This is a genomic window from Pseudanabaena sp. PCC 7367 (genome assembly GCF_000317065.1).
GTDB lineage: Bacteria > Cyanobacteriota > Cyanobacteriia > Pseudanabaenales > Pseudanabaenaceae > Thalassoporum > Thalassoporum mexicanum.
The window spans coordinates 4,183,652-4,210,186 of the sequence record NC_019701.1 but is presented as its reverse complement, the minus strand read 5'-3'; the positions used below and the strand labels follow the sequence as shown (position 1 = coordinate 4,210,186).

Here is a 26,535-nt window from a genome sequence, read left to right as displayed (position 1 = left end):
AGGCTTAGGTAGGATTAACTGGAATGAGTGCTAAGAGCAATAACTATAGGTTATCCAGAGCATCGTAATTACCATCAAAGATGACTATCATATGCTCCATTTTTCCGCTGCCCTATCACCTTCTATCCTACCGGATTTGCAGCTAACGTAGTTGGTTTTGCTTATTTAAACTTAGCTCGATCTCAACTAGCCAAGCACTCTGGATTCAGGATTCTTCTTCTTTATCTCCGCCCCTAGCAGCAGCGGCTTGCTCTGGATGAATGCCCAAGCGAGTGAGATTATAGCGACCGCGTTGATCGATCTCGCGGATCTTAATAATCACCTCATCGCCCACGTTCACCTCATCTTCAACTTTGCCAACCCGTCCTTCAGCTAGCTGGGAAATATGCACCATGCCTTCTTTACCGGGCAGGAACTCTACAAAGGCACCGATCGGAATAATTCGGGTTACCTTGCCCATAAACACATCACCGGGAGAAACCTGCTTGGTCATCCCCTCAATGATCCGCATCGCCTGCTTTGCACCTGCCGACTCAACCGAGGCGATCGTAACTGTGCCATCGTCGTTAATATCAACCTTAGCGCCAGTTTCTTCCACGATCCCCTTGATTGTTTTACCACCAGGGCCAATTACCAAACCAATTTGATCCGGGTTGATTTGCATGGTCAGAATACGTGGTGCATTGGGCGAGATTTCTGGCCTTGGTTCTGGCAACACCGCTAGCATTTTTTCCAGAATATGCAAGCGTCCAGCCTTGGCCTGAATGATCGCATCCTTGATCGTATCGATCGCAATGCCAGTGATCTTCATGTCCATTTGCAGGGCAGTAATACCAGCATCAGTCCCAGCCACCTTGAAATCCATATCCCCCAGAAAATCTTCAATCCCCTGGATATCGGTCAGGACACGCACTTCTTCGCCTTCTTTAATTAAGCCCATCGCTACACCACTGACCGGCTTGGCGATCGGCACCCCAGCATCCATCAATGCCAAGGTCGAAGCACAAACCGAACCCATCGAAGTAGAACCATTAGAAGACGTTACCTCGGATACGACCCGCAACACATAGGGAAACTCGCCACCGGGCAAAATCGGCAAAATTGCCCGTTCTGCCAACGCCCCATGACCAATTTCTCGGCGGCCTGGCGATCGCATCGGCCGTGCCTCACCCACTGAGTAGGGCGGGAAATTGTAGTGATGCAAATATCGCTTCGACTCATCGGGATGCAAATCATCTAGATCCTGAGCATCGGAAGGAGTACCCAGAGTAGCGATCGAAAGCACTTGCGTAAGGCCGCGATTAAACAAAGCACTGCCATGTACGCGCGGTAACAATGACACCATTGTATCAACGGGTCGGACTTCGTCTAGCTTGCGGCCATCAATCCGCACACTTTCTTCAATGATCTGCTTGCGCATCAGTTTCTTGGTCAAGCTCTTATAGGCATTGCCCAACGCTTTACCAGTAGCGGCTAGCCTGATTGAATCATCTTCAGGGAGTTCAGCAATCTCTGCTTCTAGCTCTGCCTTGACCGCATCTAGGGCATCATCACGTACAGGCTTCACTTTCTCGAAGCTACTGATAATTTTGGTGACTTTTTCGCTGGCGCGATCTTGGATAAAATCAGCCAGAGTAGGATCGACTTCTGGGGGCACAATTTCTACTTTTTCAATCCCCAGGTCTTTCAAAACCTCATTTTGAACATTGATTAATTCAGTGACGGCCTCATAGCCAAACTCGATCGCCTCGATCATGTCCTGCTCCGGCAACTGATTGGCACCAGCTTCCACCATCACAATCCCTTCTGGCGTACCAGCTACCACCAGATCGAGATCGCCATTTTCTACCTCAGCATAGGTAGGATTAATAATAAACTCATCACCCACCAGGCCAACCCGCACCCCAGCCATTGGCCCATTAAAGGGCAATCCGGCAATTTGTGCTGCCAGCGAAGCCCCGGTCACCCCCAGAACATCCGGTGGTGCTTGCTCATCCAGAGCCATCGTTGTAGCTACAATTTGAATATCATCGCGCAACCAATTGGGAAATAGCGGGCGCATCGGGCGATCGATCAAGCGACAGGTTAACACTGCCTTTTCTGGTGGTCGTCCTTCGCGGCGCAGAAAACCACCGGGGATTCTGCCTACTGCATAGAGGCGCTCTTCGTAATCAACTAAAAGGGGTAAAAAATCGATCCCATCACGAGCTGAACCTCTAGTTGCTGTCACCAGAACTGCTGTCTCACCGCAGCTAACTAACACTGAGCCACCAGCCTGGGGGGCAATCAGTCCCATTTTTAAATTAATTTCTCTCCCATAAAATGGGATTGTTTTCTCTGTCGGGGTCATTATATCTAACTTCTTCTGCTTATTTCTCTGTTTTCTCTTCTTGTGATATCTGCCACTTATCCTTCTGGAAATACTAGCATCTAGCCAGGATAATGCTGCGGATCTTAGTTCTGCCTTAATACTTAATCGCTAACTCCAATAGCTGATCAGCTTAATTACTACCTCAATCAAGCTTTATCAAATAGCAAAGCAAAACATAAAACATATTAGTAGGATGTCTTTAGCCTTCCAATTACGATCGCCATTTGGATTAACTTGTCTTTTCCAAGTAAAGCTTTAAGTACAGCTAAGCTCTAGCATTACAAACTTAAATCATAAAAAGTTAAGGCCACTGCATCATACTGCATGACCCGATCGTTTCAACATTTAATATTTAATTTTGCCATAAATACTAGTATTGATTAAACTGCGACAGCCACGCTTCTATCACCTGGCATGGCTGAGAAATATTAAATCCAGGCTCAGCACTAGCAGCCATAAATTCACCCCGTTACAAGCTTTACAGATGGTATTACCTTATTGCAGTTGTACATATGATTTTTCATTCACATACATTACATATGCAACATATACATCAATATATAATTGACAAAAATAAAATGCAGTTTAGCTCTTCATGCCTTGCCCATCCTAATAATAGACTCTCAATCGGTGATTGATATTAATCATCCCTGAATTAGGCAATGAATTAGGAAATACCTTTATTCTAATTTGAGCTAGACTGACCTTAATATTAGGCTCTGACTAAACCTAACAGCAGCGATCGCCGACATAATCTGACTTAGGTTGGATTTATACCTGCTAAGTTTGTACCTCTAGGGATGGATGAATTGGCGAGTTTTGCTTAAACTAGGGTTAGGCTTATAGATCTTTTACTCCCTAACCTCCCATACTGACCTGTTGTCTATGATTACGAGATTGCAGCTTTGGTTCTATTAGCTTGATCATTTGGGTGAAATGTTTATGCGAGAAGCTTAATATTTGCCACTGCTACCCTAATGCCCTAATCCAGCACCTATGACCAATCCTCTTGTTATTGCACCCCGATACCGTCTTGATGATGAGTCAGTTTGGCTTGAGGGCATTGATCCAACCAGACATTACTGGCTGGCAATCAATGGCGATCGGCAGTATATTACGCCAGTACCAGGCTTGGTAGTCAACTCACCCCAAGAGTTTAAACAGGCAATCATTAATTTTCGCACTATGCAGGTTGGCGATCGGCTGGTTTTCGATCGCGCTGCTACTACCTGCTTAATCTATTGCCTCAGCATTGATTGCTATGCCATTGAGAGTGTAATCGAAAATCAGTCTGGCCAAATCAAACAGGGCGCATTGGTCTGGCATCTGTTCGATCGTGAGACGATTGAGAGCCTTTTAAGGACAGCACATCCTGATTGGCAAAGCTCGAGTAAAGATATTGAACTGGGACGAAAACTGTTATCAAGTTCCTGGCAAAGCTCCTCTTTAACTTGATTCGATTTAAGCTAGTTGCCATGATGTGTAGAGTGCGACGGCTTTAGCGGCTGCTCTGGAGGTAGCGCATACCCTCAACCAATGGCTTGCTCTTTCATTCTGACCGTGGTTCGCAGTGTGCCCGTGCTGATTACTGATTGATTACCGATTACCAAATTACCAATCTGCGCTCAAACATGCTGGTATATCCACTAGTATGAGCCGTCGGGCTAATTGCTGGGATAATTTGGATTTAATTTCTTTTGGGGTGCATTCCTTTTTTAAAAATGACACCTACTCCGATCCGAAGCGCACATTTACGCAAATTCTTTGAAAAATAACTGCTGCACCGAGGCGATCGCCCCTTTGCTCCTTTAATAAGGCTAGGTGCACCAGTGCTTCATAATAATCTGGCTGTAAATAGAGCGCCTTTTGCCAACATTCCTCTGCTTGCTCATCTTTGCCGATTGCTTGCAAAATCTCTCCATATAACACATAGGCATGGGCACAGATCGGATTCTGGCTCAAGTATGCTTGACAAAGTTCAGCGGCGGCGGCGAGTTGTCCCACATCGGCCAAACTTCTCGCAGTTTGCAATAGGTTATCGGCTTGATCATTGGGGTCTGATTTGGGCTCCGCTATGCGATCGTCAAGGGCGGTTGATTTAACTAACTGTTCCTTTTTAGTCTTGTTGGCCAGGTTGGTTGCTGGTTGAGCAGTCTTGCTTTTGAGGATCGGGGATGGAGCATCAAGCAGCCGATCGCGGTTTTTATGAGCTGGCCTGGGGCTGGTAGCACTTGCTTTTTTTGCTCTTTGAGCTTTTTGGTAGGCAAAGGTCAGGGAATGTCCCACCGACACAAATTTGCGATGGTCTATCTGGGTTGTCTCAGCATAGCCGACAAATAATAGACCCTGATCGATCAACAATTGGTCTAAAACTTGAGTTGCTTTGGTGCGGGCAGCAGCATGGAAATAGATCAACAAGTTACGACAAAAAATGAGATCGTAGGGTTGACGTTCTAGGGCGAACCAGGGATCTAGCAAATTACTATGTTCAAACTTGACGCAGCGACGCATTGAATTGCACAGTTGATAACCTTCTGGCACCTGATGGAAATAGGCTTGGCGATCGGTAAGGAACTGTTGCCGAAATGAATAATCTGTATAAATCGCCCGTTCAGCTTTTACAAGCGATTGACGACTGATATCAATCGCCTCAATTTGCACCCGCTCCGGACTTAAACCCGCTTTTGCCAGTGTAATTGCAATCGAATATGGCTCCTCACCCGTAGAACAAGGAACACTTAGCACGCGCAAACTTCTATGGCTATGCTTTGGCAACCATTCCTGGCGAACATAACGCTCTAGGAATGTGAAGGATTGACGACCCCGGAAAAAATAGGTTTCAGGAATGATCACACATTCAACCAGGGCTTCAAACTCCGTCGCAGAAGTTAGCAACAATTGATAATATTGATAGTACCGAGTATCCTTATGTGGATTCTCAATCCCCAGCAGGTGCAAGCGCTGGTCAATTGCCCTGGCGATCGCCTTGTCACCAATTGAGTCAGGGTTGAGGCCAATCCGCTTGCCTAGCAACTGTTTGATCTTTAACCGCGCTCCTCTATCTGGATTAATTGTGTTAGCTGAATTAGTCAACCTTACTGCCCTCTAAAGCTAAAAACAGATTGTCTTTCGCCACTAATGGCAATAGTTGCTCCACCTGAATGCATTGAATCATGTCTGTTTGACTCAACGTCATCTTGCCCAAATAAGGTGTATCAAGGGTGTGGTAACCAGCATCAACCAGGTCAGTTTCTGCCAGTTCAATTGTTTGGGTAACACGCTCTGCCATTAGCCCTAAGATGTGGCGATCGCCCTCATGATTAGCAAAATTGGTTAATATGATCCGCGTACTTAAAAAAGGGCGACTGTTAGCTCCATTGAGCAAATAATTCAAATCAAGCACCGGAACAACTTGCCCTTGGTAGTTGAAGGCTCCAGCGATGTAGTCAGGAGCGTGGCGCAACTGCCGCAGGATCACCATCGGCACCACCTCTACCACCTGATCCGTCGCCAGAGCGTAGCGTTCGTCACCAGCCTGAAAAATTAACATTAGCATCGGCGATTCAAGCTCCCCTTACAGTTATAAATTATAAATCTATGCTCGCACCTTTCATCTTGTAATCTTGTCCTACTCACTTGGGGTTCTGCCAATCATTTTACGCTGTAATTCTAGTCTCATTCCTAAGGATTACATGGGTGGCCAATTAAGAATCTTGCTCAATTTGGAATGAAGTGGGCAGCTCAATCCGAAAAGTAGTTCCATTCCCAATTGCCGAGATACAATCCAATTTACCCTTATGTTTATCGACTACAATTTGATGGCTAATTGAAAGACCTAAGCCAGTGCCCTCCCCTACAATTTTGGTGGTAAAGAACGGATCGAAGATGAGTTGTTGCACTTCTGGTGGAATGCCTATGCCATTATCGCTCAATTCGATCGTAATCTGGTCTGATTCTTGCTTGGCGGTGCGAATTGTAATTTTGGGCTGGGGCTGTTTCCCTACTTCCCTCGCTTCATCTAGTGCATCAGCCGCATTGGCCAGAATATTCATAAATACTTGATTGATCTGACTGGCACAGCATTCAACTAGGGGGAGATCGCCATAGTCTTTGACAATTTCAATGTCATCAATTTTGTGCTTCAGAATCAAAAGGGTGCTATCGATCCCTTCGTGAATATCAATTGCTTTGACTGGGCTTTCGTCGTGACGCGCAAAGTTACGCAAGCCAAGCACCAGATTACGGATTCGCTCAACCCCTGTATCCAAGGATATTAGAAGCTTTGGCAAATCTTGATTAATAAATTCTATGTCAATACTTGCGCTTTTTTCAAGAATCGGTAAGACGGGCTCAGAGTAGTGCTCCTGGTAAAGGCGAACCATCTCTGATAGATCGTTGACATATGCTTTTACATGTTTGATATTGCCATAGATAAAATTGATTGGATTATTGATTTCATGGGCAATACCAGCGACCAATTGTCCCAAACTAGACATTTTTTCGTTATGCACCATTTGGGCTTGAGTTTGCTTGAGATTCTTTAAGGTTTGCTGCAGTTCGGCGGTGCGATCGTCAACGCGCTGTTCTAACTCTTTGTTATATGCCAGGGTGCGATCGGCTTCTTCTCCTTTCAACAAATTGACGTAGGCAGCAGAATGGTAGCGGATTCTGGCAACTAGTTCGATCGGATCGGGCAGTTTGACCAAATAATCATTAGCGCCATGGGCAAAGGCTTCAGCCTTGGCGGTTGCTTCGTCTTTAGTAGAGAGAATCACCACCGGGATTTTGCTGAGAGCTGGATTGGCGCGAAAAAACTTGACCAACATCAGCCCATCGGCATCGGGCATCACCAGATCTTGCAAAATAATCGTCGGGGCTAGTTGAATTGCCGTGGGAATTACTTTTTGGACATCGCCACAGTAATGAAATTGAATATCAGGTTCCGATGCCAACAAGCGGCGAATCGACTCGGCCACAATTGGTTGATCATCAACTAGCAACACCACCACGGCTTGGCTGCTGCGAGCTAAAGTTTGCTGGGCTACTGCAGTGGCTGAGGCGTTACCGTCTTGGCTATAAGACAAATTGTTAACCGCGATCGCTGGTTCAGTCAGGTTGTTGCTGGGCTCTATGGCATCAGGAGAATTCATGTCCTCAATTTCCGTCTATTGATAAAGGTGCTAGTAGATAAGATGCTCCTAATCAAAGAATACCCACATTAATAAAATATGCCAAAATTAGATCAAACAATATACATTAATTAATATGGTTGATTGATGTATATAGTAAATTATTTGTATATTATTTCTATGGCGTTTGAATGCTCGATTTTTAAAAGCTAACGATTGCAAGTGTATGCATACTTCATCCAAATAAAAATTGCCCTATGACATCAAAGTATCTAAAAAGCATTTAATTATGCGATGTTATGCGATCGCCCTTACCTAGCAAAGAGACGAAAGTATTTGGCGAATTAGTTAGTAACTTTCACAAGTTAAGTATTCCAAAACAAATATAATATTAAATAGGCTTTATCAATTCCACGGGCAAAAACCAGAAATAGCAGCATAATTATGCTCGAATCAAACTAGGCAAAATTTTGGTAGTTCCTCGATCGGCACTAATTACTGAATAATTATGACTAATTATGACTGATTATGACTGAATAATTATTTGGATTGGCAATTACAAGGTAAGTCAGCAGGTATGGGCTAAATCCCTACTCTAATTTACATTTATAAATCTTTTGACTAAGTAGCGAAAGGCTGCAATCAGCCATTTTGCCCCACTACTATGCCAGTAGCATACGAGTATATATGCTGAATATAATAGTCAAACCAGACATCTGTCTGTGGGATAAATATGTCTATGGCGATACTATTTTGTGGGTTAATGTGGGTTAATGTGAGATATGCAGTAGTTTTACTAAAATTATGCAGCTAAACATAGGAGTCGAAGTTAAGGGGTGATGACTTTTCGGTTGCGTAGGACAGCGCCGATCGCCTCGATTGGTAGAACTTCAACGGCTGCCCCCGCCTCGATCGCTGCTTTGGGCATGCCATAAACCACACAACTAGCTTGATCTTGGGCGATCGTGTGCCATCCAGATCGACGTAATAAACTTAACCCTTCGGCCCCATCCTTGCCCATACCAGTGAGCAACAGGCCTATTCCTGCTCTGGTCCAGTGCTGGGCCAGGCTGCTAAACAATACATCCACCGATGGACAATGAATATAGTGGCTGGGTTGCTTGGTATAGTAAAGCCGACGATCGGACTTGAGCACCAAATGTTCGTTGGTTGCTGCTAATAATACTTTGCCGGCGGTGGGTTGAGTGCCAGCGATCGCCAATTCCACGGTTAAAGGCGTTTGCTGATTTAGCCATTGCCCCAAACCGGGTGTAAATTGGGCATCGATATGCTGAACCACCACGATCGCCGCTTCAAAATTCTGGGGTAGCTCAGACAAAATACTTGCCAGGGCATTGGGGCCGCCAGTGGATGCGCCAATCGCAATTAAAGGGGGCAGTTGCCCAGCGCTGCGAGGTACAGCAAGCGGCGATCGGTTGGGCAGATTTGGATTGTTAGGCTTGGAGCTGCGTGATTTGCCAATCAGTTTAGCGATCGTGGCGATTTTATGCAGCAGATCTGGAGCGACGGCGGGTTGCCCTTGCAGACCCAAGATCGGCGTTCGCACTACATCTAAAGCACCATACCCCATAGCCTCAAACACCTTGGCGGTATTGGCATGAACCGTGGCAGTCACAATCAGGATTGAGCAGGGGCTTTGTTGCATGATTTGGCGGGTGGCGGCGACCCCATCCATTTTGGGCATATGCAAATCCATCAAGATTAAATCTGGGCAGGAGCTAGCACATTTAGCAACCGCTTCGCTGCCATCACGGGCGATCCAAACAATTTGATAATCGGCAATCGTGGCAATGACGCGGCGCATCGCTTCGATCGCAATCATGGTATCGTTCACAATGGCAATTTTTAACATATGCGGGCAATTTTGAAGATGGGGCAAATTTTAGCCCGGATATTACAGGTTATTGGCACAAGCGATCGCTGTAGTAAAATCCGAAGCCTAGGCATCTAAGCATCTAACATTTTCAACCAACTAAAAATTTGCTCTACGCTCAACTCCAGTGGGATTTGGGCTAGTCCAGGCGGGCGATCGCTACCGCGCCACAATTCTGGTTGCTGATCTGGAAGGAAGACTAAAATAGAGCGATCGGTGGGATCGATTAACCAACCTAATTGGCAATCATGGTCTAGGCTATAAAGAATATTATCAATCACTCGATTTGAACTTTGTTCGGGGGAGAGAATCTCAATCATCCAATCGGGGGGCAATAAAAAATCATTGGGTATCTCTCCATCAACATCAAAGGGAAGCCGCGACCATTTGAACACGGCAATATCAGGGACAATCGATCGGCTGCCAAAACTACAGCGCAACTCTGGCAAAGCATAAGCTTTTTTCTGGCTTTCCGCAATTTCGTTAATCCAATTACATAGCTTGAGTTGCAATCGACTATGCTTTCCTTTCGGCATGGGCTTGGCAACGATCGCACCGTTGATATATTCGCTGGCTGGCTTGGTTTCGGGGAGTTGTAGAAATTCTGCCAGGCTAGGCACTGGTTTGGTTGTAATGGTCATGGCGATTGAATTTCTAGGCAAGATAAATCTAGTTTAGCAGTCGCGGTATGAGCTAAGGTTCAGAAGCATTATGATAGTTATTGCCCCGGCGCTTGAAACAAGTACAGAGTCCGCCGCTAAGACTTGCCAATCAAGTCTACAACTGCATTAATTAAGCTGTCATCATGAAAGCTGCTTTTGGTGAGGTAATAATTTGCACCAGCTTTAAGGCCAGCGATCTTATCTTCCTCTCGATCCTTATAAGACACAATAATGGTGGGAATAGATTTTAACTTTGGGTGGGATTTAATCTGCTCTACTAATTCAATCCCATTCATGCGCGGCATATCAATATCAGAAATCACCAGGTCGTAGTTGCTCATGCGCACCGCATTCCATGCTTCTACGCCATTGACGGCAACATCAACCTCATAGCCATTATTTTGGAGTAGTTTGCGTTCCATTTCCCGCACCGTAATCGAGTCATCTACGACTAAAACCCGTTGCCGATCGCGTTCGGTGGCTGCCGCTTCATCATTGCCAATTAAATTGAGATTGCCACCGGAAATTAAATTATCAATCGATCGCACCAGATCGGCAGTATCAATGATTAGCAAAGGTGAGCCATTGCCCATCAACGAGGCGGCACTAATGTTTTTGACTTTGCCCAGGCGCGGATCGAGGGGACGGACAACCAGATCCCGCTCCCCCAAAAAGCGATCGACGACTAGGCCATAGCGATCGGATTGATCTTCGATCACCACGACTGACAATAGCGAGCTTTCTTCGCGCCCTGGATCTGGCAATTCCAGAACCTGACCAGCAGAGACCAGGCCGATATTTTGTTCGTCTACTACAATATACTGGCGATTTTCGGCCACGAAGATGGCTTCTCGCTGGATGGTTAACACCCGATCGATGCGGGTGAGTCCAAAGGCATAGACTTCGCCAGCAATTTCCACCAGCAAAGCTCGAATTACCGACAGGGTTAAGGGTAATTGGAAGCGAAAGGTGGTGCCCTGGCCAGCTTGGGTGAAGGCACGCAGGAAGCCACCCACCTCTTGAGCCATACTTTTGGCAATATCAAGACCAAACCCGCGTCCGGCAATTTCGGTAATGTGCTCAGTAGTGGTAAATCCCGGCAAGAATAAAAATTCCATTAGTTCTGTTTCGGAAAGGCGGTCAATCACATCGGCGTTGGCCAGTTTTTTGGCAGCGATCGATTGCCGCAACTGATCCAGGTCGATGCCACAACCATCGTCTTCCACCGTAATTGCTAACATGCCAGCACGATGGGTGGCGGCTAGGCGAATTGTGCCGATTTCTGGTTTGCCAGTTGCCAGGCGGGCGGCAGGGGCTTCAATCCCGTGGGCGATCGCATTACGCAGCATCTGGGTGATCGGTGCTTCCAGCCTGTCTAAAATATCCCGATCCACCTGGGTGGACTGGCCGCTAATTTCTAGACGTGCTTGTTTGCCCAATTGCTTAGCCAGGTCTCTGATCATGCGCGGAAACCCCTGCACGCCATCACCAAAGGGACGCATATGACTGGCAATTACTTCCCGGTAGAGGTTGTCAGATAAATTGGTAAAGCGGCGGGAGAACAGTTCTAGATCATTCAGGCGATCGCTCAATAATTCATGGCAATCGCGGGACTTTTGTTGCATTTCACCCAGAGATTGGGCAACGCTGGGATTTAGGCTGACATCAGCAAGCACCGACTGAAAATTTTCGAGACGGCGGGATAGTTCCTGCTGACGACGTTTGAGTTGCAATAAAGAATCAGAAAATGGTTGCAGCCAATTGACCTCTACCAGTGATTCACCAGCTAATGCCATCAGTTGATTGAGGTTGTCGGCGCTGATGCGCACTACCCGATCGGGAATGGTGGGTTTGGCGGTGGTGGGTGTAACTGGATTTTCGATCGCTACTTGCTGGCTGGCTGGCTGGCTCGATTGCTGGCTGGTCTGCGGCTGGGGAGGTTGATGGGATTGGCTTTCAGTTGGGTTTGGTTCCAGGGCGATCGTGGGTGGAGATGGAGTAGATTGCGGTACATCACTGGGTGAAATCGTTGGCGCATCTGTGGTTGGGGGAGCCTGAGTAGCTGGGGTAGATGATTCTGGTATTAATGGCGCGCTAGTAATTGCGGCGATCGCGGCAGTTTGCCCTTCGACTACTTTTTGATGATCGACGCACCAGGTAGTTAATTCAGCTTCTTCTAGACGACCAATTTGAGCGAGTAAATCTACCCCATTGAGCAAAATATCAACGCGCTCAGAATCGAGATGAAATAGACCTTTTTGGGCAGCCACAAAACAATCTTCAAGCCGATGGGCAATTTCCACCGCCGCTTCAATTTGCACAATCCGAGCTGCCCCCTTAATTGAATGAGCCGCCCGCATCAGCGACTCTAGCATTTTGTCAATTTCAGCGCGATCGCAACTATCTGACTGGCCACAGTGCTCTAGTGCCAATAGGCATTCCACCAGAATTGCCACCTGGCTTTCTACCTCCATGCGGAACAACTCCAACATGGAAAAATTGCTCCAATCTGGTGTGTCGCTGGTCATAGGATTTTTTCGGTTAAGGTCTGCAATAGCCGTTGTGCATCCAGATAGTTAACGTTTCTAGCTTGCCAGGGTACAATGCAGCGGGTATAGGTCTCGGTGGCTGAGGCTACCACTGTCGGCGCCGATCGCAGTTCTTCGCTGGCAAATCGTTGAATGCCATAAAATTCGTCCACCTCAAAGGCCCAGTCTTCACCCTGTTGGGCAATTACCAGCAAGCGCCGATATACGATCGGGCTGACATCTTTACTGATCGCTACGTCAGTGGTCGTGGTTTTAGCGATGGAACTATTAGCGATCGTCGGGGTCGCTTTTTCCACATGCAACAGATCGGCCAAGGAGATGCATAACAATAGCTGACCGCGCACATTGACAATACCGCGCAAAATTTGATTGCTGCGATGGGGCAGGATATGCACCGGCTCCGGCGATGTTACTTGCTTAAATAGGTTCGCGGGCAGTGCTAGCCATTCGCGTCCCAATCGAAAAATTGCCACTGCGATCGTTTCGCCCGATCGTTGCCCCCCGCGTTCAGCACTAGGCTTGGCTAGCAGATTTGTCCATTCCTGCATATATGCTGTGGTGACTGCGCGCTCTAGCAATCCACGTCCGGCCTTGGCATAGACCGAGCAATTGCGGCAATGGGTAAAGTTGGCTAATTCTGGGCAAGTGCGATCGCCCCATACGCCTATTTGATTCCAGCAATCATTGCTCATGGTCTTACCTATCGCTGATGCGTTTTTCTATGTTTCCAGGCACTCAGTCAGGGCTTGGGCTGAAGGCAAATACCCTAAGCAGTTCGAATCTAGTAACCATCTCATCTATGCAATCTTATACAATCTTATGCAACATTGTATGACAGCCTACTGCCATATATTCGCTAGCCTTGAGCCATCTTAAAGCGGGAAATTTCCTGTTGCAGTCCTTGCACAACCTGTTGCAAGTTAGCGATCGTATTAGTGCCATCTTGCATAGACTTAGCAGTTTGTTGGGAAGCGTCATTCAGTTGCCCCATCGCCTCGCTAATTTGCTGTGCTCCCAGGGATTGGTTCTCGCTCCCTTGATTAATCTCGGCAAACTTGGGAGTCAGGTTTTGCACTTGCTCAATTACCAGCGCGACCTGCTGGCTAATGCTTTCAATACTATTCACGCTCTGGTTAACCTCCTGGGTGAATTTATCCATTTCCATCACCCCAGTGGAAACAGCAGACTGCATCTCATTTACCATCGTTTCGATCTCCAGGGTAGCAACGGCAGTTTGATCGGCCAGACGGCGAATTTCTCTGGCCACCACCGAGAAGCCAGCGCCATATTCACCCGCTTTTTCGGCTTCGATCGCCGCATTCAAAGAGAGCAGATTGGTTTGGTCGGCAACTTTGGTAATCGTAGTGACAACCATATTAATCATATTTGCCCGTTCGCTGATCAATCCCAGCCGATTGGCGATCGCCGCGGTGGCAGCGGACAGTTGCTGAATCGTTTGTTTCATTTGTTGCAATTCAGACAGCCCCTGATCCGCAGTAAACGCAGTGGTAGCAACCTCGTCAGCAACCCGACTGACGTTTTTGGATAATTCTTCAGATGTGGCAGCAATTTGCTGGGTTGTGGACATAATTTCGCTGGTGGTGGCAACCTGTTCAGTCATAGTAGCTTGGAGCTGTTGGCTGTTGGAAGCTAGTTGGGTGCTAGATGTGGTCACCTCAACCCCAGACCGCTGCACCTGCCCAATCAATTTGCTCAGACTTTGGGTCGTATACTCAAATGCCTCAAATAGCCGATTGAGCCCATCGCTGGTGTCGACGGTATCAAAGTGAACTGTCAGATCGCCTGCCGCAATTTTCTCAGCCGCCATCACCCCGACATCGATGCGGGCTTGAGTTTTTTCGGCCGCCTGTAACTGTCTTAAAATAATCAGAGTAGCAATAGCCAGGATGGCAACAATGCCAAGGTATATGGGCAAAAGTTGAGCATAAATCTGGTTGGATAAGCCAGCCAATGTCTGGGGGGAAACGTAGGCAACAATTCGCCAACTGTAGCTTGCACTACCATCCACATTAACCCCTCTGACTGCTTGATTGGTAATTTTTTGCACTTCGGCTAGAAGTGAGATATTGCTAAAAATAAATAGCCCTGCAGTGGTTTCGATATGCCCAGTTACTTCGGTCTGCATGCTCTGCCAAACTTGGGGGTAGGCATTGGCAAAGGTGCGATCCTGGCCTTGGTCAAACATAAACCCCCACTCGTCTTCGGGGGTTAAGCCCTTTAACCAATAACCTTCGGCGTTGAGGAGCATAAATTCATTCGTTTGTCCTTCTTCTTCATTGCCTGTTTCGCGTTGATCGATTTCGTTGAGCAAAATTTCGCCAAACACACTGAGGATCAAAATGCCAGCTTTGTCATCTTGTGCACTATAAACAGGGGTAGAAAACCTAATCACCGGAAGGAAGGGGCGCTTTACCTTTCCGAGATCCTTAGCGAGATCGAATGGAGAAATAAAAATTTCATTTTTCCCTAGCTGGATTGTCTCTTGAAAGTAGTACCGAGAAGACTTATCTTGTAGTTCATCGATCGGCGTTACCTCAGGACGTTCATTGGTTGAATTGAGGTTAATTCTAACTATCTCTTGTCCTTGGCGATCGATAAGTCGAACCATTGTATATAACTTTTTTTGATCGACAAATAGAAAAAAGTCGCGGTTTAATTTTTGGCGCAGACTATTGACGAAGATTGTCACAGTTTCCCCATCATCTGGTGGTTGGAGCAGCGATGCGCCCAGGGTGCTGATATCTGAATGATTGGCCAGAAAATTAAGATCCGCCACAACTTCCCGAACCCCCCCCAATAAGGCAAGTTTCCTCTGCTCGATTTGTCTAGCAGTGCGCGTGGCAAGGTTTTCTTTTTCCGCTTGCAACTGGTTACGATGGATCAGCATAAACAAGCCACTATTAGCTAACAACAGAGGCACAAAAATGGCAATCCCACGCATGAGAAGGGATTGAGACCGCAATAGCTTTAACATAGGACAATTTGTTGATAAAGATGACCATAACTTAGCGAAACCCTAGCGCAACCTTAGCGAAATAATTGGTTGTCTGGGGGTGGGGAATTGTCGATGGAGGGGATAGATTAAATTAGCGAATGCAGAGATTAGAGGAGGCGATTGCCCCATACACCTAAAGTTGGTTCCAGTAATCATTGCCCATGGTTTTTCCAGCACTGATATAGTTTTATCTGTCCAGAACCTAATCGTGATCCTGAGAAATTAAATTAGGACTTGATCTTAAAGCGAGAAATTTCCTGTTGCAATCCCTGGGCAGCATTATTCAGGTCGGCGATCGCCAAATTAATCCCCCGCAGCGAACCAGTGGTTTGCTCAGAAGTATCCCGCAATTGCGACATCGCATCGCCAATTTGTTGCGCCCCCTCTGCTTGGTTTTCCATGCCCTGATTCACCGACTCAAATCGTGGCCCCAAATCTTGCACCTGGGCAATAATACCAGCCACCTGAAAACTCACATTTTGCACATCGCCCACGCTTTGCGCCACCTCTGTAGAAAACTTATCCATTTCCATTACGCCGGTGGAAACCGATGATTGCATATCCTTCACCAATTGCTCAATATCGAGAGTAGCAACCGCAGTTTGGTCAGCTAAGCGACGAATTTCGCGGGCAACGACGGCAAAACCTGCCCCATATTCCCCGGCTTTCTCAGCCTCGATCGCCGCATTTAGCGATAATAAATTGGTTTGATCGGCAACTTTGGTAATTGTCACCACCACATTATTAATATTATTGGCTTTTTCGCTAATTGCGCCCAGTTTTGCCGCGATCGAATTAGTTGCTTGTACCAGTTGACTCATGGTCGATTCCATTCGCGCCAGATCAGTTTGGCTACCGGCAGCAGCATCAGTGGTATTTTGTAACAGGGTCACAACCGACTCCATGGTCTGTACCAATTCTTGAGAGGTGACGGCAATCTCCATCGCCGTGCTAGCAGTTTCATTGGTGGCAGCAATTTGCTCTGTCATCGTTGCTTCCAGTTGCTTGCCAGAAGCCGCAATTTGGGTAGAAGAAGTAGTGACCTGAATCCCCGATCGTTGTACCTGGGCAACCAGGGAGTTTAACTGCTCAATCATGCTACCCAGTGCCGCCATCAGCTTGCCAATTTCATCACTGGCGGTTGTTTCTACTTGGGGGGTCAGATCGCCCGCCGCCACCTTGTCGGCAACGTTAAACGCATTTTTCAAGGAAAGACTTAAATTGCGGCCAATGATACGAATAATGATCAATGAAATAATTGCTGCGATCGCTAAAACAGCCAGAAAACTGCCCCAATTCATCAGCCGAGATAGAGCTACAATCTCCTGCCTACGCTGATTTCGCTCCTCTAGGAGTTCAGCTTCTATCTGGATCATCTCCTCTAGGCCTTCAATAATCTGATCCTGAAAAATTTTACCTTGATCAGAAAGAATTATAGCCAGCATTTCTTCCTCTTGGCCAACCCGTTTTAACGCGATCGTTTCTGCTAATTCAGCCAGTTTTTGATCGATTAGGTCGACCACCGCATCCAGCCGCGCCACCTGGGCTGGGTTATCTGAGATCTTATCTCGCAAACTACTAACTTCGTCGTCCAGAACATCTCTAGCGGCATTATAGGGCTGCAAATATTGCTCTTTACCAGTAATCACAAAACCCCTCTGACCAGTCTCCGCATCCACTAGAAGTTTTTCCAAAGCTCTTAATTGGGTTTCAACCTGGTAGGTGTGAATTACCCATTCGTTCGATTCTTCTAGGGAATTGGTAGTCGATTGTGACACAAAACTGGCAATCCCAGCGATTAGAACCACGATTCCAAAACCACCTAGCACAAATTGATTGATCCTAAGTCCTTGCTGCATATCTTCTTTGCACCTCTACACCAAATGGATATGATCACAATATCATTTACAACTAGCAGGAGCATTCGTGCTACAACCCATGCTTTTGAAGTTTTCTTACCGCAGATTTCGGACTTGGCCTTAACCTTCCCAAAAAAAGAGAACGGTTGGTTTAAGCGGTTTGTTCAAGAGAGAGCCAATAATCCTCTTCTCCTCTTCAAACTGTACTGGTGGTACAAAGCCAATCGTAGAATGAATGCATTGCCGATTGTAAAACACCTCAATCCATTCAGCAATGGTGGTTCTGGCCGCTGCCCTGGTTGCGAAAATCCTGTGCTGGATCAACTCTGTCTTGAGCGTACCCAAAAAGCTTTCCGCTACTGCATTAGCCCAGCAATTAGCTCGACGGCTCATACTAGTGGATATACCAGCATGTTTGAGCGCAGATTGGTAATTTGGTAATCAGTAATCAGCACTGGCACTCCATACCCAGATCCCTTGCCACCTGGCTGATTGGCTTGTCTGGGCTGTTTACGATCGCTACTGCTTCGGCTTTCTGCTCGGCTGTAAATAGCCGATGTCCTTTTTTTGTCATTTGGACAGCCGCCTATATTTTCAACTCTTGCGGAGTGTCTATTTTTTCGAGACAGGGTCATCAATTAGTGCTTCTATCTGACTCATCTACACTCTCCTAACTCTTGGCTGATATCTTATACCATAGTTTTGAGGGGGGCTAAGAATTATAACGGCAAAAGCTCAACTCTTGATAATAGTTATGATATGATGAAAAACCTGATGGACGCATAGCTCAGTTGGTTAGAGCACCACGTTGACATCGTGGGGGTCACTGGTTCGAGTCCAGTTGTGTCCATTTTTTCATTAGTGCTGAGCCCATAAGACTACCATCAAAACCTAGATCCATTCTCCTTTACCTGTACAACTCAAGCTTAACAAAAGCCTGAGTAATTTAAGCTGCTCTCAACTGCAAGGAACTAGGTTTGGGGCAAAATATAAAATATTTAGTAATCAAGCACCTGGGCGATTGACAGGTAGAAACTCTGCTTATACAATCATACGAAAATGAGAATCGTTATCAAAAAACGGTTGCCTACTTGTTACGCATATGAAAAAAATTAAAATATTGCCCCGTCAATCCAGGTGCGCGATCGCCGCATTATTGCTTAGTTTAGTCGGTTGCACCTCTGCGCCTTCAACATCAGAACAGTCGAGCCCGGTTGATATTGGCAGTAACGCAGAACAACTACAAGTAGTAACTACGATTTTGCCGATCACCCAGTTTACTAAAGCCGTAGCAGGCGATCGGACTGAGGTGATTAGCCTGATCCCCTCTAATACTAGTCCCCATGATTATCAAGCTAAGCCTGATGATGTAATTAAACTGGCACAGGCAGATGTTTTGGTGCAAAACGGTTTAGAAATGGAAGCTTTTCTAGATGACATGGTGGCCAATGCTGAAAATCCAGATCTAATCATTATTGATACCAGTGAGGGTATCCCCACGATCGCCAGCGCGGATATAGAAGAAGAGCATGATGAACACCAGGAAGACAACAAAGAGCATAATCATGCTGATGAACATGATGAACATGATGAACATGATCAAGAAGAACATGCGGGACACCACTCACATGGAGAACATAATCCCCACGTATGGCTTGATCCCAAACGAGCAATCATGCAGGTGGAGAACATTAGGGACGGTTTGATTGCGATCGATCCGGCCGGTGCCGAGGAATACGAAGAGAATGCAGCGGCCTATATTGCCGAATTGCAGGCTCTAGATGCGGAGATTGCTACTCAGCTAGCCCCCTATGCTGGTCAAACCTTTGTTGCTTATCATGATTTCGCTCCCTATTTTGCCGATAGTTATGGTCTGGCTGCTGAGTTTTTAGTGGATACACCGGAAGAGAATCCTTCGCCGGAAGATGTTAAAAATGTGATTGATGTGGTGGCTGAGTCCAATTTAAAAACATTACTAGCTGAGCCGCAAATAGGTGAAAGTGCTTTTGCTGCCCTAGCCAAGGATTTAGATCTACAGGTGAGCATATTTGACCCACTGGAAACGGGAACAGAAGCAGCCATGGAGCCGGATTATTACTTCACCATCATGCGGCAAAATGCTGCCAATTTAGAAGCAGCCTTTGGCGGTGGAGCTATCTCCTGGCAAGCACCCTGGCTATTTTCATTGTATCCCATCAGTATTCCTTCCTTAGTTTTGGTTACAGGAGTAGCAAGCTAATGGAATTGGGATCTAATAAATCAATCGTCTTGGCAGTAGAAAGATTGACAGTTCAACGCGAAGCTTATGTTGCAGTGCAGGAGGTTTCATTCACCTTGCACCAGGGGACAGACATGGCGATCGTAGGGCCAAATGGAGCAGGCAAGAGCACTCTGATTCAAGCCTTGATGGGAATTCTACCCCGGCAGTCTGGAAGCATTCATTTGTTGGGACAACCCCTTGCTCGAACTGGCCGATTACCACCATCGATCGATCAGCAAATTGCCTATTTACCACAAAGCTTTCGATTCGATCGCTATATGCCAATTACCGTAGCCGAATTAGTTGGCCTGGGATGGGATAAGCTCGGTTGGCAACTCCCTTGGGGACGATCGCGGCAACGATCATTAGCAGTGCGTCAAGCCCTTTCGCAGGTGGGAGCAATGCATCTGAAACAGAAGGTACTCAGTGGCTTGTCCGGTGGCGAAATGAAGCGAGTTCTATTGGCCTATTGCCTGGTCAGGCCGCGTCAGTTATTAATTTTGGACGAGGCACCAGCGGGACTAGATTTCCATAGCGAAGCCGAATTCTATCAGCTGATCCACCAACTCAAACAGGAACAGGGTTGGACGATTTTGCAGGTTTCCCATGATTTAAACATGGTGCGGCGGAATTGCGATCATGTTCTTTGCCTCAATCGCACCCTGCGCTGCCAGGGCACACCAGAAGTGGCACTTTCTGCTGATAGTCTGGCTGCCGCCTATGGATCTGAGTTTGTCAGGTATCAGCATTCTTGCCATTAAGATTAAGCTAAGTTCATCACCTGATCGCTAATTATGTCCATTACCACAGAACTAACCCGCGTCTTTGAGCTGTATCAACAACCCTTCATGCAACGGGCAGTTTTAGGTGGAATGCTAACCGGACTGACCGGTGGGCTATTAGGCAGTTTTACCATTTTGCGCCAGCTATCATTTTTTAGTGATGCACTGGGTCATTCAGCTTTACTAGGAATTAGTTTGGGGATCGTTTGGGGAGTCAGCCCCACCCTGGTTTTATTGCCGTTTGCGGTGATCTTTGCGATCGCAATCAATTATCTTCTCGAAAGAACCAACCTTCGTACTGATGCTCTCCTCAACATCGTTTATTCGTCATCCCTAGCGCTGGCGATCATTATTCTAAGTTATGTAAAGCAATATAAGGGCGGACTGCATAGCCTCCTCTTTGGTGATATTCTGGCGATACAGGAAGCCGATTTACTGTTTAGTGGTGTGCTGTTAGCGGCTTGTATAATATTCCTTGGTTTGACCTTTCGCACCCAGATGCTGATCACCCTAAATGAACCGATGGCGATCGCCCGTGGTGTTTCAGTCTCAGCGCATCGCAACGTGTTTACGGTGATGCTGGCATTATTGGTGGCGATCTCAGTCAAAGCGATCGGCGTGTTATTAGTGAGCGCATTTGTGGTGATTCCGGCTTCGGCTGCTAGATTGCTCAGTCGTAGTTTTGTTCATTATGCAGGTTTATCAACACTTCTAGGCGCAACCAGTGCTTTGCTGGGCATGTTTATTTCGGCATTGCTGCGTTGGCCATCGGGGCCAAGTATTGTGATCACCCAGTTAGGAATTTTCCTGAGTGCGATCGCCTTTTCACATTGGCGCGGACAACCTAGTACAAACTAAATACCTAGTTTAGACATATGCCATATCCGCAAAAATGTTCATTCAGCTATATATAGGCTTAAATCTATATATAGCCACTAAATAGTTGATTTTTGTTTATCGTTGTGTGATGGTATGTTGATAATAGTTGATGCATGTTCAATGCCTTGAAGGTTACATTGATCGGCGATCATGCCAGCTCTACCTTACTTCTTGGGATGTTTAAGGTGAGCAATGGTTATTTAATGATCGCCGATTTTTGCTAGGAATACTTGCTGATTATTTTTGATTTAATCGGTTTAACCTTAAGATTTAGCTATTACAAATAATGCTTAACATACAGATTGGCTATGCATATTTTAGCTATTTGATTTTTTAAATAAATTCTTAATTAAACTAGATATGAGAATTACGAATCGAATTCACTTGCGTAACCTGCGGGGCGATATTTTTGGTGGGGTGACAGCCGCTATTATCGCAATCCCAATGGCTCTGGTATTTGGTGAAGCCTCCGGTGCTGGGGCAACAGCCGGACTCTATGGGGCAATTCTGGTTGGTTTCTTTGCGGCTCTGTTTGGTGGTACACCAACGCTGATTTCAGAGCCAACTGGCCCAATGACTGTAATTATGACCGCTGTGATCGCTCATCTTACCGTAGCCAACCCAGACAACGGCATGGCAATGGCTTTTACGGTTGTGATGATGGCCGGGGTTTTTCAAATTATCTTTGGCTTTTTGCGGCTAGGCAAATTCATTACCCTGATGCCCTATACAGTCATATCTGGCTTTATGTCAGGTATCGGTATTATTCTAATTATTTTACAAATCATTCCGTTCTTTGGTGCTGATGCCGTAGATGGTGGATCTTTGGACGTGATTCGCAATATCCCCAATATTTCACAGCAAATCAATCCCACGGAAGCCGGTTTGGGGATTATGACGATCGCCATTCTGTTTCTTACCCCTGGTAAACTCAAGCGGATCTTGCCACCGCAGCTAACTGCCCTAGTGGTGGGGATGGTGGTCTATTTCTTCTTCCTCAGGGGTACGGATGTTGCCGTTATCGGTCAAATCAATGCTGGTTTGCCACAGTTGCAAATGCCCACATTCAGCCCCGATCAATTGCAAATCATGGTGATCGATGCGCTGGTTTTGAGTGTATTGGGTTGTATTGATGCGCTGCTCACCTCGGTGGTGGCCGACAGCCTGACCCGTAGTCAACATAATTCAGATAAAGAATTAATTGGCCAAGGGCTAGGTAACCTGGTATCTGGTTTGTGTGGTGGGATCGCCGGTGCTGGTGCCACAATGGGCACGGTAGTTAATATTCAAGCTGGTGGGCGTACTGCCTTATCAGGCTTAACCAGGGCATTTATTTTACTGGTTCTGGTGCTCACTGCCGGACAACTAGGCTTTACCGAAATTATTCCCATGTCAGTGCTGGCCGGGATTGCGATCAAAGTTGGTTTTGATATCATCGATTGGAGCTTCCTAAAGCGAGCCCACGAAATTTCCTGGAAGGGTTCGTTAATCATGTATGGCGTGATTTTGCTCACGGTCTTTGTAGACTTGATCTGGGCTGTGGGGATTGGTGTATTTGTGGCCAATGTTCTCACAATTCAAAAGCTGAGCGAATTACGATCGAAGGATGTGCAATTAATCACCGATGCTGATGATGCAATTGTCCTTAATGACGAACAAAAAGATCTATTGCGTCAAACCGATGGTCGGGTGTTGCTGTTCCATCTCAGTGGGCCAATGATTTTTGGTGTAGCTAAGGCAATCTCCCGCGAGAACCAGGCGATCGAAAGTTGTGATGCTTTAATTTTGGACCTCAGTGATGTACCGCATCTGGGCGTAACTTCTTCACTGGCATTGGAAAATGCAATTAAAGATGCGATCGAAGAAGAACGACATATCTTTATTGTTGGTGCCACTGGTCAAATTAAGCGTCGTCTGGAAACCTTGAAAATCATGGAAATGATTCCGCCGGAGCGATTGCTGTTGGATTTGACTATGGCGCTTAGGTTTGCCTTGGAAATAGTTGAAACTAGACCTAGATCCGTAGGTGAAAACAGAGATGATCAAGATGATAAATTGGAGTTAGACGCAGAAGCGATCGCCGATAGTTAAAGTTAAGTTGCGGCTAGAGCCATCTAATCCAATTTCTAGGCTCTCCTTTGCCAAAAATCTGGCTACATATTACATAAGGAACTACCTATTAACCTATTTAAGCTCTATCTAAGAATTATTTTTTAATAACCTGAAATATGTTTCACCAGACTTCCGAACAGACCATGCATCGGGTGAGATGGGTATTAACAATGGGCTGGCTAATTTTACTGGTTTCATTGTTTTATGATCCGATCTCGCCATTACTTACAGATCCAAACAATCTTGCCAGTCCGCTTCGCGCCAAGCCTGAAGTTTGCATCCAGGTGCAACAAGTATGCCTAGAGCAAAATACCTATGGGCTAGCCGCACCAATCTTTTGGGGTTTAATTGTCCCCAGCGCTATTTTAATTCTGCTTGTTTTTGGCCATGAGTTGTGGCGGCGCATTTGTCCACTTTCGTTCCTGTCGCAAATTCCCCGTGCCCTGGGGTGGCAGCGCAAAATCAAGCGGGTTAGCAGTGCAGGTGTAGTGCGGTTTGAGATTCCCAGGGTGGCGAAGGATTCCTGGCTCGCAAAAAATTATATTTATCTCCAGTTCGGCTATTTTTTTGTGGGCTTATGCTGCCGGATTTTATTTATTAATGCCGATCGCATGGCACTAGCGCTCTGGTTGCTTATAACGATCGGTGCTGCGATCGCGGTTGGTTATCTCTATGGTGGCAAATCCTGGTGTAATTATTTCTGCCCCATGGCACCGGTGCAAAAAGTCTATGGCGAACCAAGGGGTTTATTGACTTCCCAGGCTCATACTGCCAATAACAAGGTGACCCAATCCATGTGTCGGATTGTGGATGCCGATGGACAAGAAAAAAGCGCTTGTGTTGCCTGCCAAAGCCCCTGCATTGATATTGATGCTGAGCGCACCTACTGGAATGGCATTGACGAAGCCGATCGTAAATTACTCTACTACGGCTATGTTGGCCTGGTGATTGGTTACTTTGTCTATTACTATCTCTATGCCGGGAACTGGCAATATTACATGTCGGGGATCTGGGCCTATGAGGCAAATCAATTGGGTACATTACTCGATCCTGGCTTTTACTTCTTTGGTCAGGCGATCGCCATTCCTAAAATTGTGGCAGTGCCGCTCACCCTGGGAGCATTTAGTGCGATCGGTTATTTCACCGGACTCCGCCTAGAACAATATCTTAAAAACCGTTGGGGCAAATTTTTGTCAACCGAACAGATTCAACACCGCATTTTTACCCTCTGCACCTTTTTTATTTTTAACTTCTTCTTTATTTTTGCGGCGCGTTCCTGGTTAGCACTGCTGCCTGTTTCAGTGCAATATATATGGGAATTAGTCTTGATTACCACCAGCGCAATCTGGCTATATCGTACCTGGGGCAGAACTACGGAAACCTACTCCCGTGAAGGATTGGCTAATCGCCTGCGTAAGCAACTGGCCAAGCTTGGTCTTAACTTCGATCGTTGGTTAGAGGGTAAATCCCTGGAAGCCTTGAATGCCGACGAAGTCTATGTGCTGTCTAAGGTATTGCCAGGATTTACCAAAGAAAAACGCTATCAAGCCTATAAGGGCATTTTGCAAGAATCCCTGGCAGAAGGTTATGTGGATTCGGCAAATAGCCTGTCAGTATTAGCGCAAATGCGATCGGAACTAAATATTAGCGATGACGAGCACGCCACGATTCTGACTGAGCTAGGAATCGAAGACCCAGATCTACTAAACCCAGAGCGGCGGCGATCGCTGGAAAGCCAGGTTAAACTCAGCGGCTATCGGCGGGCTCTGGAACGGATGCTGAAACTACAGCAAAAGCAATCGATCAATGACCTGTTGCTAGACAATCCTGGGGCAATCCGACGACTGCGGCAGGACTATTGTATTACCTATCAAGAAGAAGAAGAAATCCTGGGCGGCCTGGAACCAGAAGCAGGTACTTTGCGTCGTGCCAAGCATTTGCTGGGTCAATTAGAAGAGCTGATCGAGCGCTATCATGCCCTGAACCAACCATTACTCAGACAATATGGACAAACCCTGAACTTACTGCGGTCTACCGTTAAGCAGAAAAAGCGATTGCTAGTGCGTGGCCTGCTGGAGATGATTGAGAACACCGAAGATCAAAAGATCGCCAATCAGATCGCCCACGATCTCGGTAATCTTGCGCCAGGGGTATTGCAAGATGTTTTAGAAAACCCCACCTCCAAATGGAATAATCGCCTTACCACTGAACAGATTTCATTGCTGCGCCAGTCTGAGGATATTGCACCAGCCTGTTCGATGGTCTTGAGCATTGATGATATTAACTATCATTTGCGATCGCTGCTCTCGGAAACCAATCCGATTACCCAGATCGCCAGCTTATATATTATGCATTTGCTCTCACCAGCAGAGGCACAAAAAGCAGCTCAGCCATTATTAGAAGAAGGCAAGCAATCGCAACCAGTTGGTGAGATCACAGCGATTATTGCTAATTCTGGTGATTCTGCTTTAGAGCTATCCAACTTACCTCTGCTAGAGAAGCTTGTATATCTTTTTAATACTGACCTGTTTGTAGATATGCATAGCGACACCCTGTTAGATCTGGCTAATCTGGCCTACATTAATATCTATGACAATGAGGCAATTATTTCCGATGAAGGTGACACCTGCCGGGAATTATTACTATTAATTGAGGGTGGGGTCGAAATTCAAGTCCACGATAGTGATGGCAATACCGTAACGTCGAGCCTGGTGCCGGGTCAAATACTTGATGAGTTGGAGGTACTCTCCCACGGTAAACAATCGGGTCGTTTGGTGGCAATGCAGGAACCAACCAGGATTATGGCGATCCCAGTTGATGCCTTTGATCACCTGCTCGATCGTGACCATGACTTTGCCAGACGGGTACTGGAACTGGAAAGTAAACGATTACAGCAATTGGTAACCGCGGAAGGTTTTGATGCGGTTGCGGTCGCACCACTCTAATTATCGATTTATATATCGATTTATCGATCGGACTGCAACTGTCAGTCAGGCTGGGATCTGGCTCTTGATCGATGCCA

General features: G+C 46.4%; 18 protein-coding genes and 1 tRNA gene. 7 read left to right on the top strand and 12 right to left on the bottom strand.

Going from position 1 to position 26,535, the window contains the following annotated elements; translation table 11 throughout:
• Nucleotides 1-205 precede the first annotated feature (205 nt).
• Nucleotides 206-2,350 (bottom strand): polyribonucleotide nucleotidyltransferase, encoded by a 2,145-nt coding sequence (locus tag PSE7367_RS16915; RefSeq protein ID WP_015166562.1) that lies wholly within the window; start codon nucleotides 2,348-2,350, stop codon nucleotides 206-208.
• A 1,017-nt stretch (nucleotides 2,351-3,367) separates the two neighbouring features.
• Here PSE7367_RS16915 and PSE7367_RS16910 point away from each other — a divergent pair.
• Nucleotides 3,368-3,826, top strand: a complete 459-nt coding sequence (locus PSE7367_RS16910; RefSeq protein WP_015166561.1) for a hypothetical protein — start codon at nucleotides 3,368-3,370, stop codon at nucleotides 3,824-3,826.
• Between the two features lie 273 nt (nucleotides 3,827-4,099).
• On the opposite strand, the gene PSE7367_RS16905 is transcribed toward PSE7367_RS16910, so the two are convergent.
• The 11 genes from PSE7367_RS16905 to PSE7367_RS21270 form a co-directional block, all read right to left on the bottom strand.
• Nucleotides 4,100-5,464, bottom strand: coding sequence for a CheR family methyltransferase (locus PSE7367_RS16905; RefSeq protein ID WP_015166560.1), 1,365 nt, complete (start codon nucleotides 5,462-5,464; stop codon nucleotides 4,100-4,102).
• Nucleotides 5,457-5,927 (bottom strand): chemotaxis protein CheW, encoded by a 471-nt coding sequence (locus tag PSE7367_RS16900; protein ID WP_015166559.1) that lies wholly within the window; start codon nucleotides 5,925-5,927, stop codon nucleotides 5,457-5,459. Before PSE7367_RS16900 ends, PSE7367_RS16905 begins: the two co-directional genes overlap by 8 nt.
• Before the next feature lie 148 nt (nucleotides 5,928-6,075).
• Complete coding sequence (locus PSE7367_RS16895; RefSeq protein ID WP_015166558.1) at nucleotides 6,076-7,521, bottom strand: hybrid sensor histidine kinase/response regulator; 1,446 nt, start codon at nucleotides 7,519-7,521, stop codon at nucleotides 6,076-6,078.
• A gap of 808 nt (nucleotides 7,522-8,329) precedes the next feature.
• The gene (gene cheB, locus PSE7367_RS16890; RefSeq protein ID WP_015166557.1) at nucleotides 8,330-9,373 is read right to left on the bottom strand and encodes a chemotaxis response regulator protein-glutamate methylesterase; all 1,044 of its coding nucleotides are present in this window, start codon (nucleotides 9,371-9,373) and stop codon (nucleotides 8,330-8,332) included.
• 95 nt (nucleotides 9,374-9,468) lie between these two features.
• Complete coding sequence (locus tag PSE7367_RS16885; RefSeq protein ID WP_015166556.1) at nucleotides 9,469-10,035, bottom strand: Uma2 family endonuclease; 567 nt, start codon at nucleotides 10,033-10,035, stop codon at nucleotides 9,469-9,471.
• Nucleotides 10,036-10,151: 116 nt separating this feature from the next.
• On the bottom strand, nucleotides 10,152-12,584 hold the full coding sequence (locus PSE7367_RS16880) for a hybrid sensor histidine kinase/response regulator (protein ID WP_015166555.1): 2,433 nt from the start codon (nucleotides 12,582-12,584) through the stop codon (nucleotides 10,152-10,154).
• Nucleotides 12,581-13,297 carry a chemotaxis protein CheW gene (locus tag PSE7367_RS16875; RefSeq protein WP_015166554.1) on the bottom strand — a complete coding sequence of 239 codons (717 nt, stop codon included), beginning with the start codon at nucleotides 13,295-13,297 and terminating at the stop codon, nucleotides 12,581-12,583. The genes PSE7367_RS16880 and PSE7367_RS16875 overlap by 4 nt, the downstream gene beginning before the upstream one ends.
• 164 nt (nucleotides 13,298-13,461) lie before the next feature.
• Entirely contained in the window at nucleotides 13,462-15,600 is a 2,139-nt protein-coding gene (locus PSE7367_RS20700) for a methyl-accepting chemotaxis protein (protein WP_015166553.1), read from the bottom strand.
• 248 nt (nucleotides 15,601-15,848) lie between these two features.
• Nucleotides 15,849-17,480 (bottom strand): methyl-accepting chemotaxis protein, encoded by a 1,632-nt coding sequence (locus PSE7367_RS16865; RefSeq protein ID WP_015166552.1) that lies wholly within the window; start codon nucleotides 17,478-17,480, stop codon nucleotides 15,849-15,851.
• A 120-nt stretch (nucleotides 17,481-17,600) separates the two neighbouring features.
• Complete coding sequence (locus PSE7367_RS23180; RefSeq protein WP_051038017.1) at nucleotides 17,601-17,873, bottom strand: integrase core domain-containing protein; 273 nt, start codon at nucleotides 17,871-17,873, stop codon at nucleotides 17,601-17,603.
• A 55-nt stretch (nucleotides 17,874-17,928) separates the two neighbouring features.
• Nucleotides 17,929-18,054: a transposase gene (locus tag PSE7367_RS21270; protein ID WP_083883861.1), complete on the bottom strand. Its 126-nt coding sequence runs from the start codon at nucleotides 18,052-18,054 to the stop codon at nucleotides 17,929-17,931.
• 202 nt (nucleotides 18,055-18,256) lie between these two features.
• On the opposite strand from PSE7367_RS21270, the gene PSE7367_RS16850 reads away from it, so the two are divergent.
• From PSE7367_RS16850 to PSE7367_RS16825, 6 genes are all read left to right on the top strand, one after another.
• Nucleotides 18,257-18,330, top strand: a tRNA-Val gene (locus PSE7367_RS16850).
• A gap of 252 nt (nucleotides 18,331-18,582) precedes the next feature.
• Entirely contained in the window at nucleotides 18,583-19,719 is a 1,137-nt protein-coding gene (locus tag PSE7367_RS16845; protein ID WP_015166551.1) for a metal ABC transporter solute-binding protein, Zn/Mn family, read from the top strand.
• The gene (locus PSE7367_RS16840; protein ID WP_015166550.1) at nucleotides 19,719-20,501 is read left to right on the top strand and encodes a metal ABC transporter ATP-binding protein; all 783 of its coding nucleotides are present in this window, start codon (nucleotides 19,719-19,721) and stop codon (nucleotides 20,499-20,501) included. Before PSE7367_RS16845 ends, PSE7367_RS16840 begins: the two co-directional genes overlap by 1 nt.
• A gap of 33 nt (nucleotides 20,502-20,534) precedes the next feature.
• Entirely contained in the window at nucleotides 20,535-21,380 is an 846-nt protein-coding gene (locus PSE7367_RS16835; RefSeq protein WP_015166549.1) for a metal ABC transporter permease, read from the top strand.
• Nucleotides 21,381-21,761: 381 nt separating this feature from the next.
• A complete protein-coding gene (gene bicA / locus PSE7367_RS16830; protein ID WP_015166548.1) occupies nucleotides 21,762-23,492 on the top strand; it encodes a bicarbonate transporter BicA in 1,731 nt (576 codons plus the stop codon).
• A gap of 137 nt (nucleotides 23,493-23,629) precedes the next feature.
• Nucleotides 23,630-26,458 (top strand): cyclic nucleotide-binding domain-containing protein, encoded by a 2,829-nt coding sequence (locus PSE7367_RS16825; protein WP_015166547.1) that lies wholly within the window; start codon nucleotides 23,630-23,632, stop codon nucleotides 26,456-26,458.
• The last annotated feature ends 77 nt before the right edge of the window (nucleotides 26,459-26,535 follow it).

Excerpts from the sequence above, each read along its gene's own strand:
- PSE7367_RS16915 (WP_015166562.1), bottom strand. The coding sequence starts at position 2,350 with ATGACCCCGACAGAGAAAACAATCCCATTTTATGGGAGAGAAATTAAT.
- PSE7367_RS16910 (WP_015166561.1), top strand. The coding sequence starts at position 3,368 with ATGACCAATCCTCTTGTTATTGCACCCCGATACCGTCTTGATGATGAG.
- PSE7367_RS16900 (WP_015166559.1), bottom strand. The coding sequence starts at position 5,927 with ATGCTAATGTTAATTTTTCAGGCTGGTGACGAACGCTACGCTCTGGCG.
- PSE7367_RS16895 (WP_015166558.1), bottom strand. The coding sequence starts at position 7,521 with ATGAATTCTCCTGATGCCATAGAGCCCAGCAACAACCTGACTGAACCA.
- cheB (WP_015166557.1), bottom strand. The coding sequence starts at position 9,373 with ATGTTAAAAATTGCCATTGTGAACGATACCATGATTGCGATCGAAGCG.
- PSE7367_RS16885 (WP_015166556.1), bottom strand. The coding sequence starts at position 10,035 with ATGACCATTACAACCAAACCAGTGCCTAGCCTGGCAGAATTTCTACAA.
- PSE7367_RS16880 (WP_015166555.1), bottom strand. The coding sequence starts at position 12,584 with ATGACCAGCGACACACCAGATTGGAGCAATTTTTCCATGTTGGAGTTG.
- PSE7367_RS16875 (WP_015166554.1), bottom strand. The coding sequence starts at position 13,297 with ATGAGCAATGATTGCTGGAATCAAATAGGCGTATGGGGCGATCGCACT.
- PSE7367_RS20700 (WP_015166553.1), bottom strand. The coding sequence starts at position 15,600 with ATGTTAAAGCTATTGCGGTCTCAATCCCTTCTCATGCGTGGGATTGCC.
- PSE7367_RS16865 (WP_015166552.1), bottom strand. The coding sequence starts at position 17,480 with ATGCAGCAAGGACTTAGGATCAATCAATTTGTGCTAGGTGGTTTTGGA.
- PSE7367_RS23180 (WP_051038017.1), bottom strand. The coding sequence starts at position 17,873 with ATGAGCCGTCGAGCTAATTGCTGGGCTAATGCAGTAGCGGAAAGCTTT.
- PSE7367_RS21270 (WP_083883861.1), bottom strand. The coding sequence starts at position 18,054 with ATGACAAAAAAAGGACATCGGCTATTTACAGCCGAGCAGAAAGCCGAA.
- PSE7367_RS16845 (WP_015166551.1), top strand. The coding sequence starts at position 18,583 with ATGAAAAAAATTAAAATATTGCCCCGTCAATCCAGGTGCGCGATCGCC.
- PSE7367_RS16840 (WP_015166550.1), top strand. The coding sequence starts at position 19,719 with ATGGAATTGGGATCTAATAAATCAATCGTCTTGGCAGTAGAAAGATTG.
- PSE7367_RS16835 (WP_015166549.1), top strand. The coding sequence starts at position 20,535 with ATGTCCATTACCACAGAACTAACCCGCGTCTTTGAGCTGTATCAACAA.
- bicA (WP_015166548.1), top strand. The coding sequence starts at position 21,762 with ATGAGAATTACGAATCGAATTCACTTGCGTAACCTGCGGGGCGATATT.
- PSE7367_RS16825 (WP_015166547.1), top strand. The coding sequence starts at position 23,630 with ATGTTTCACCAGACTTCCGAACAGACCATGCATCGGGTGAGATGGGTA.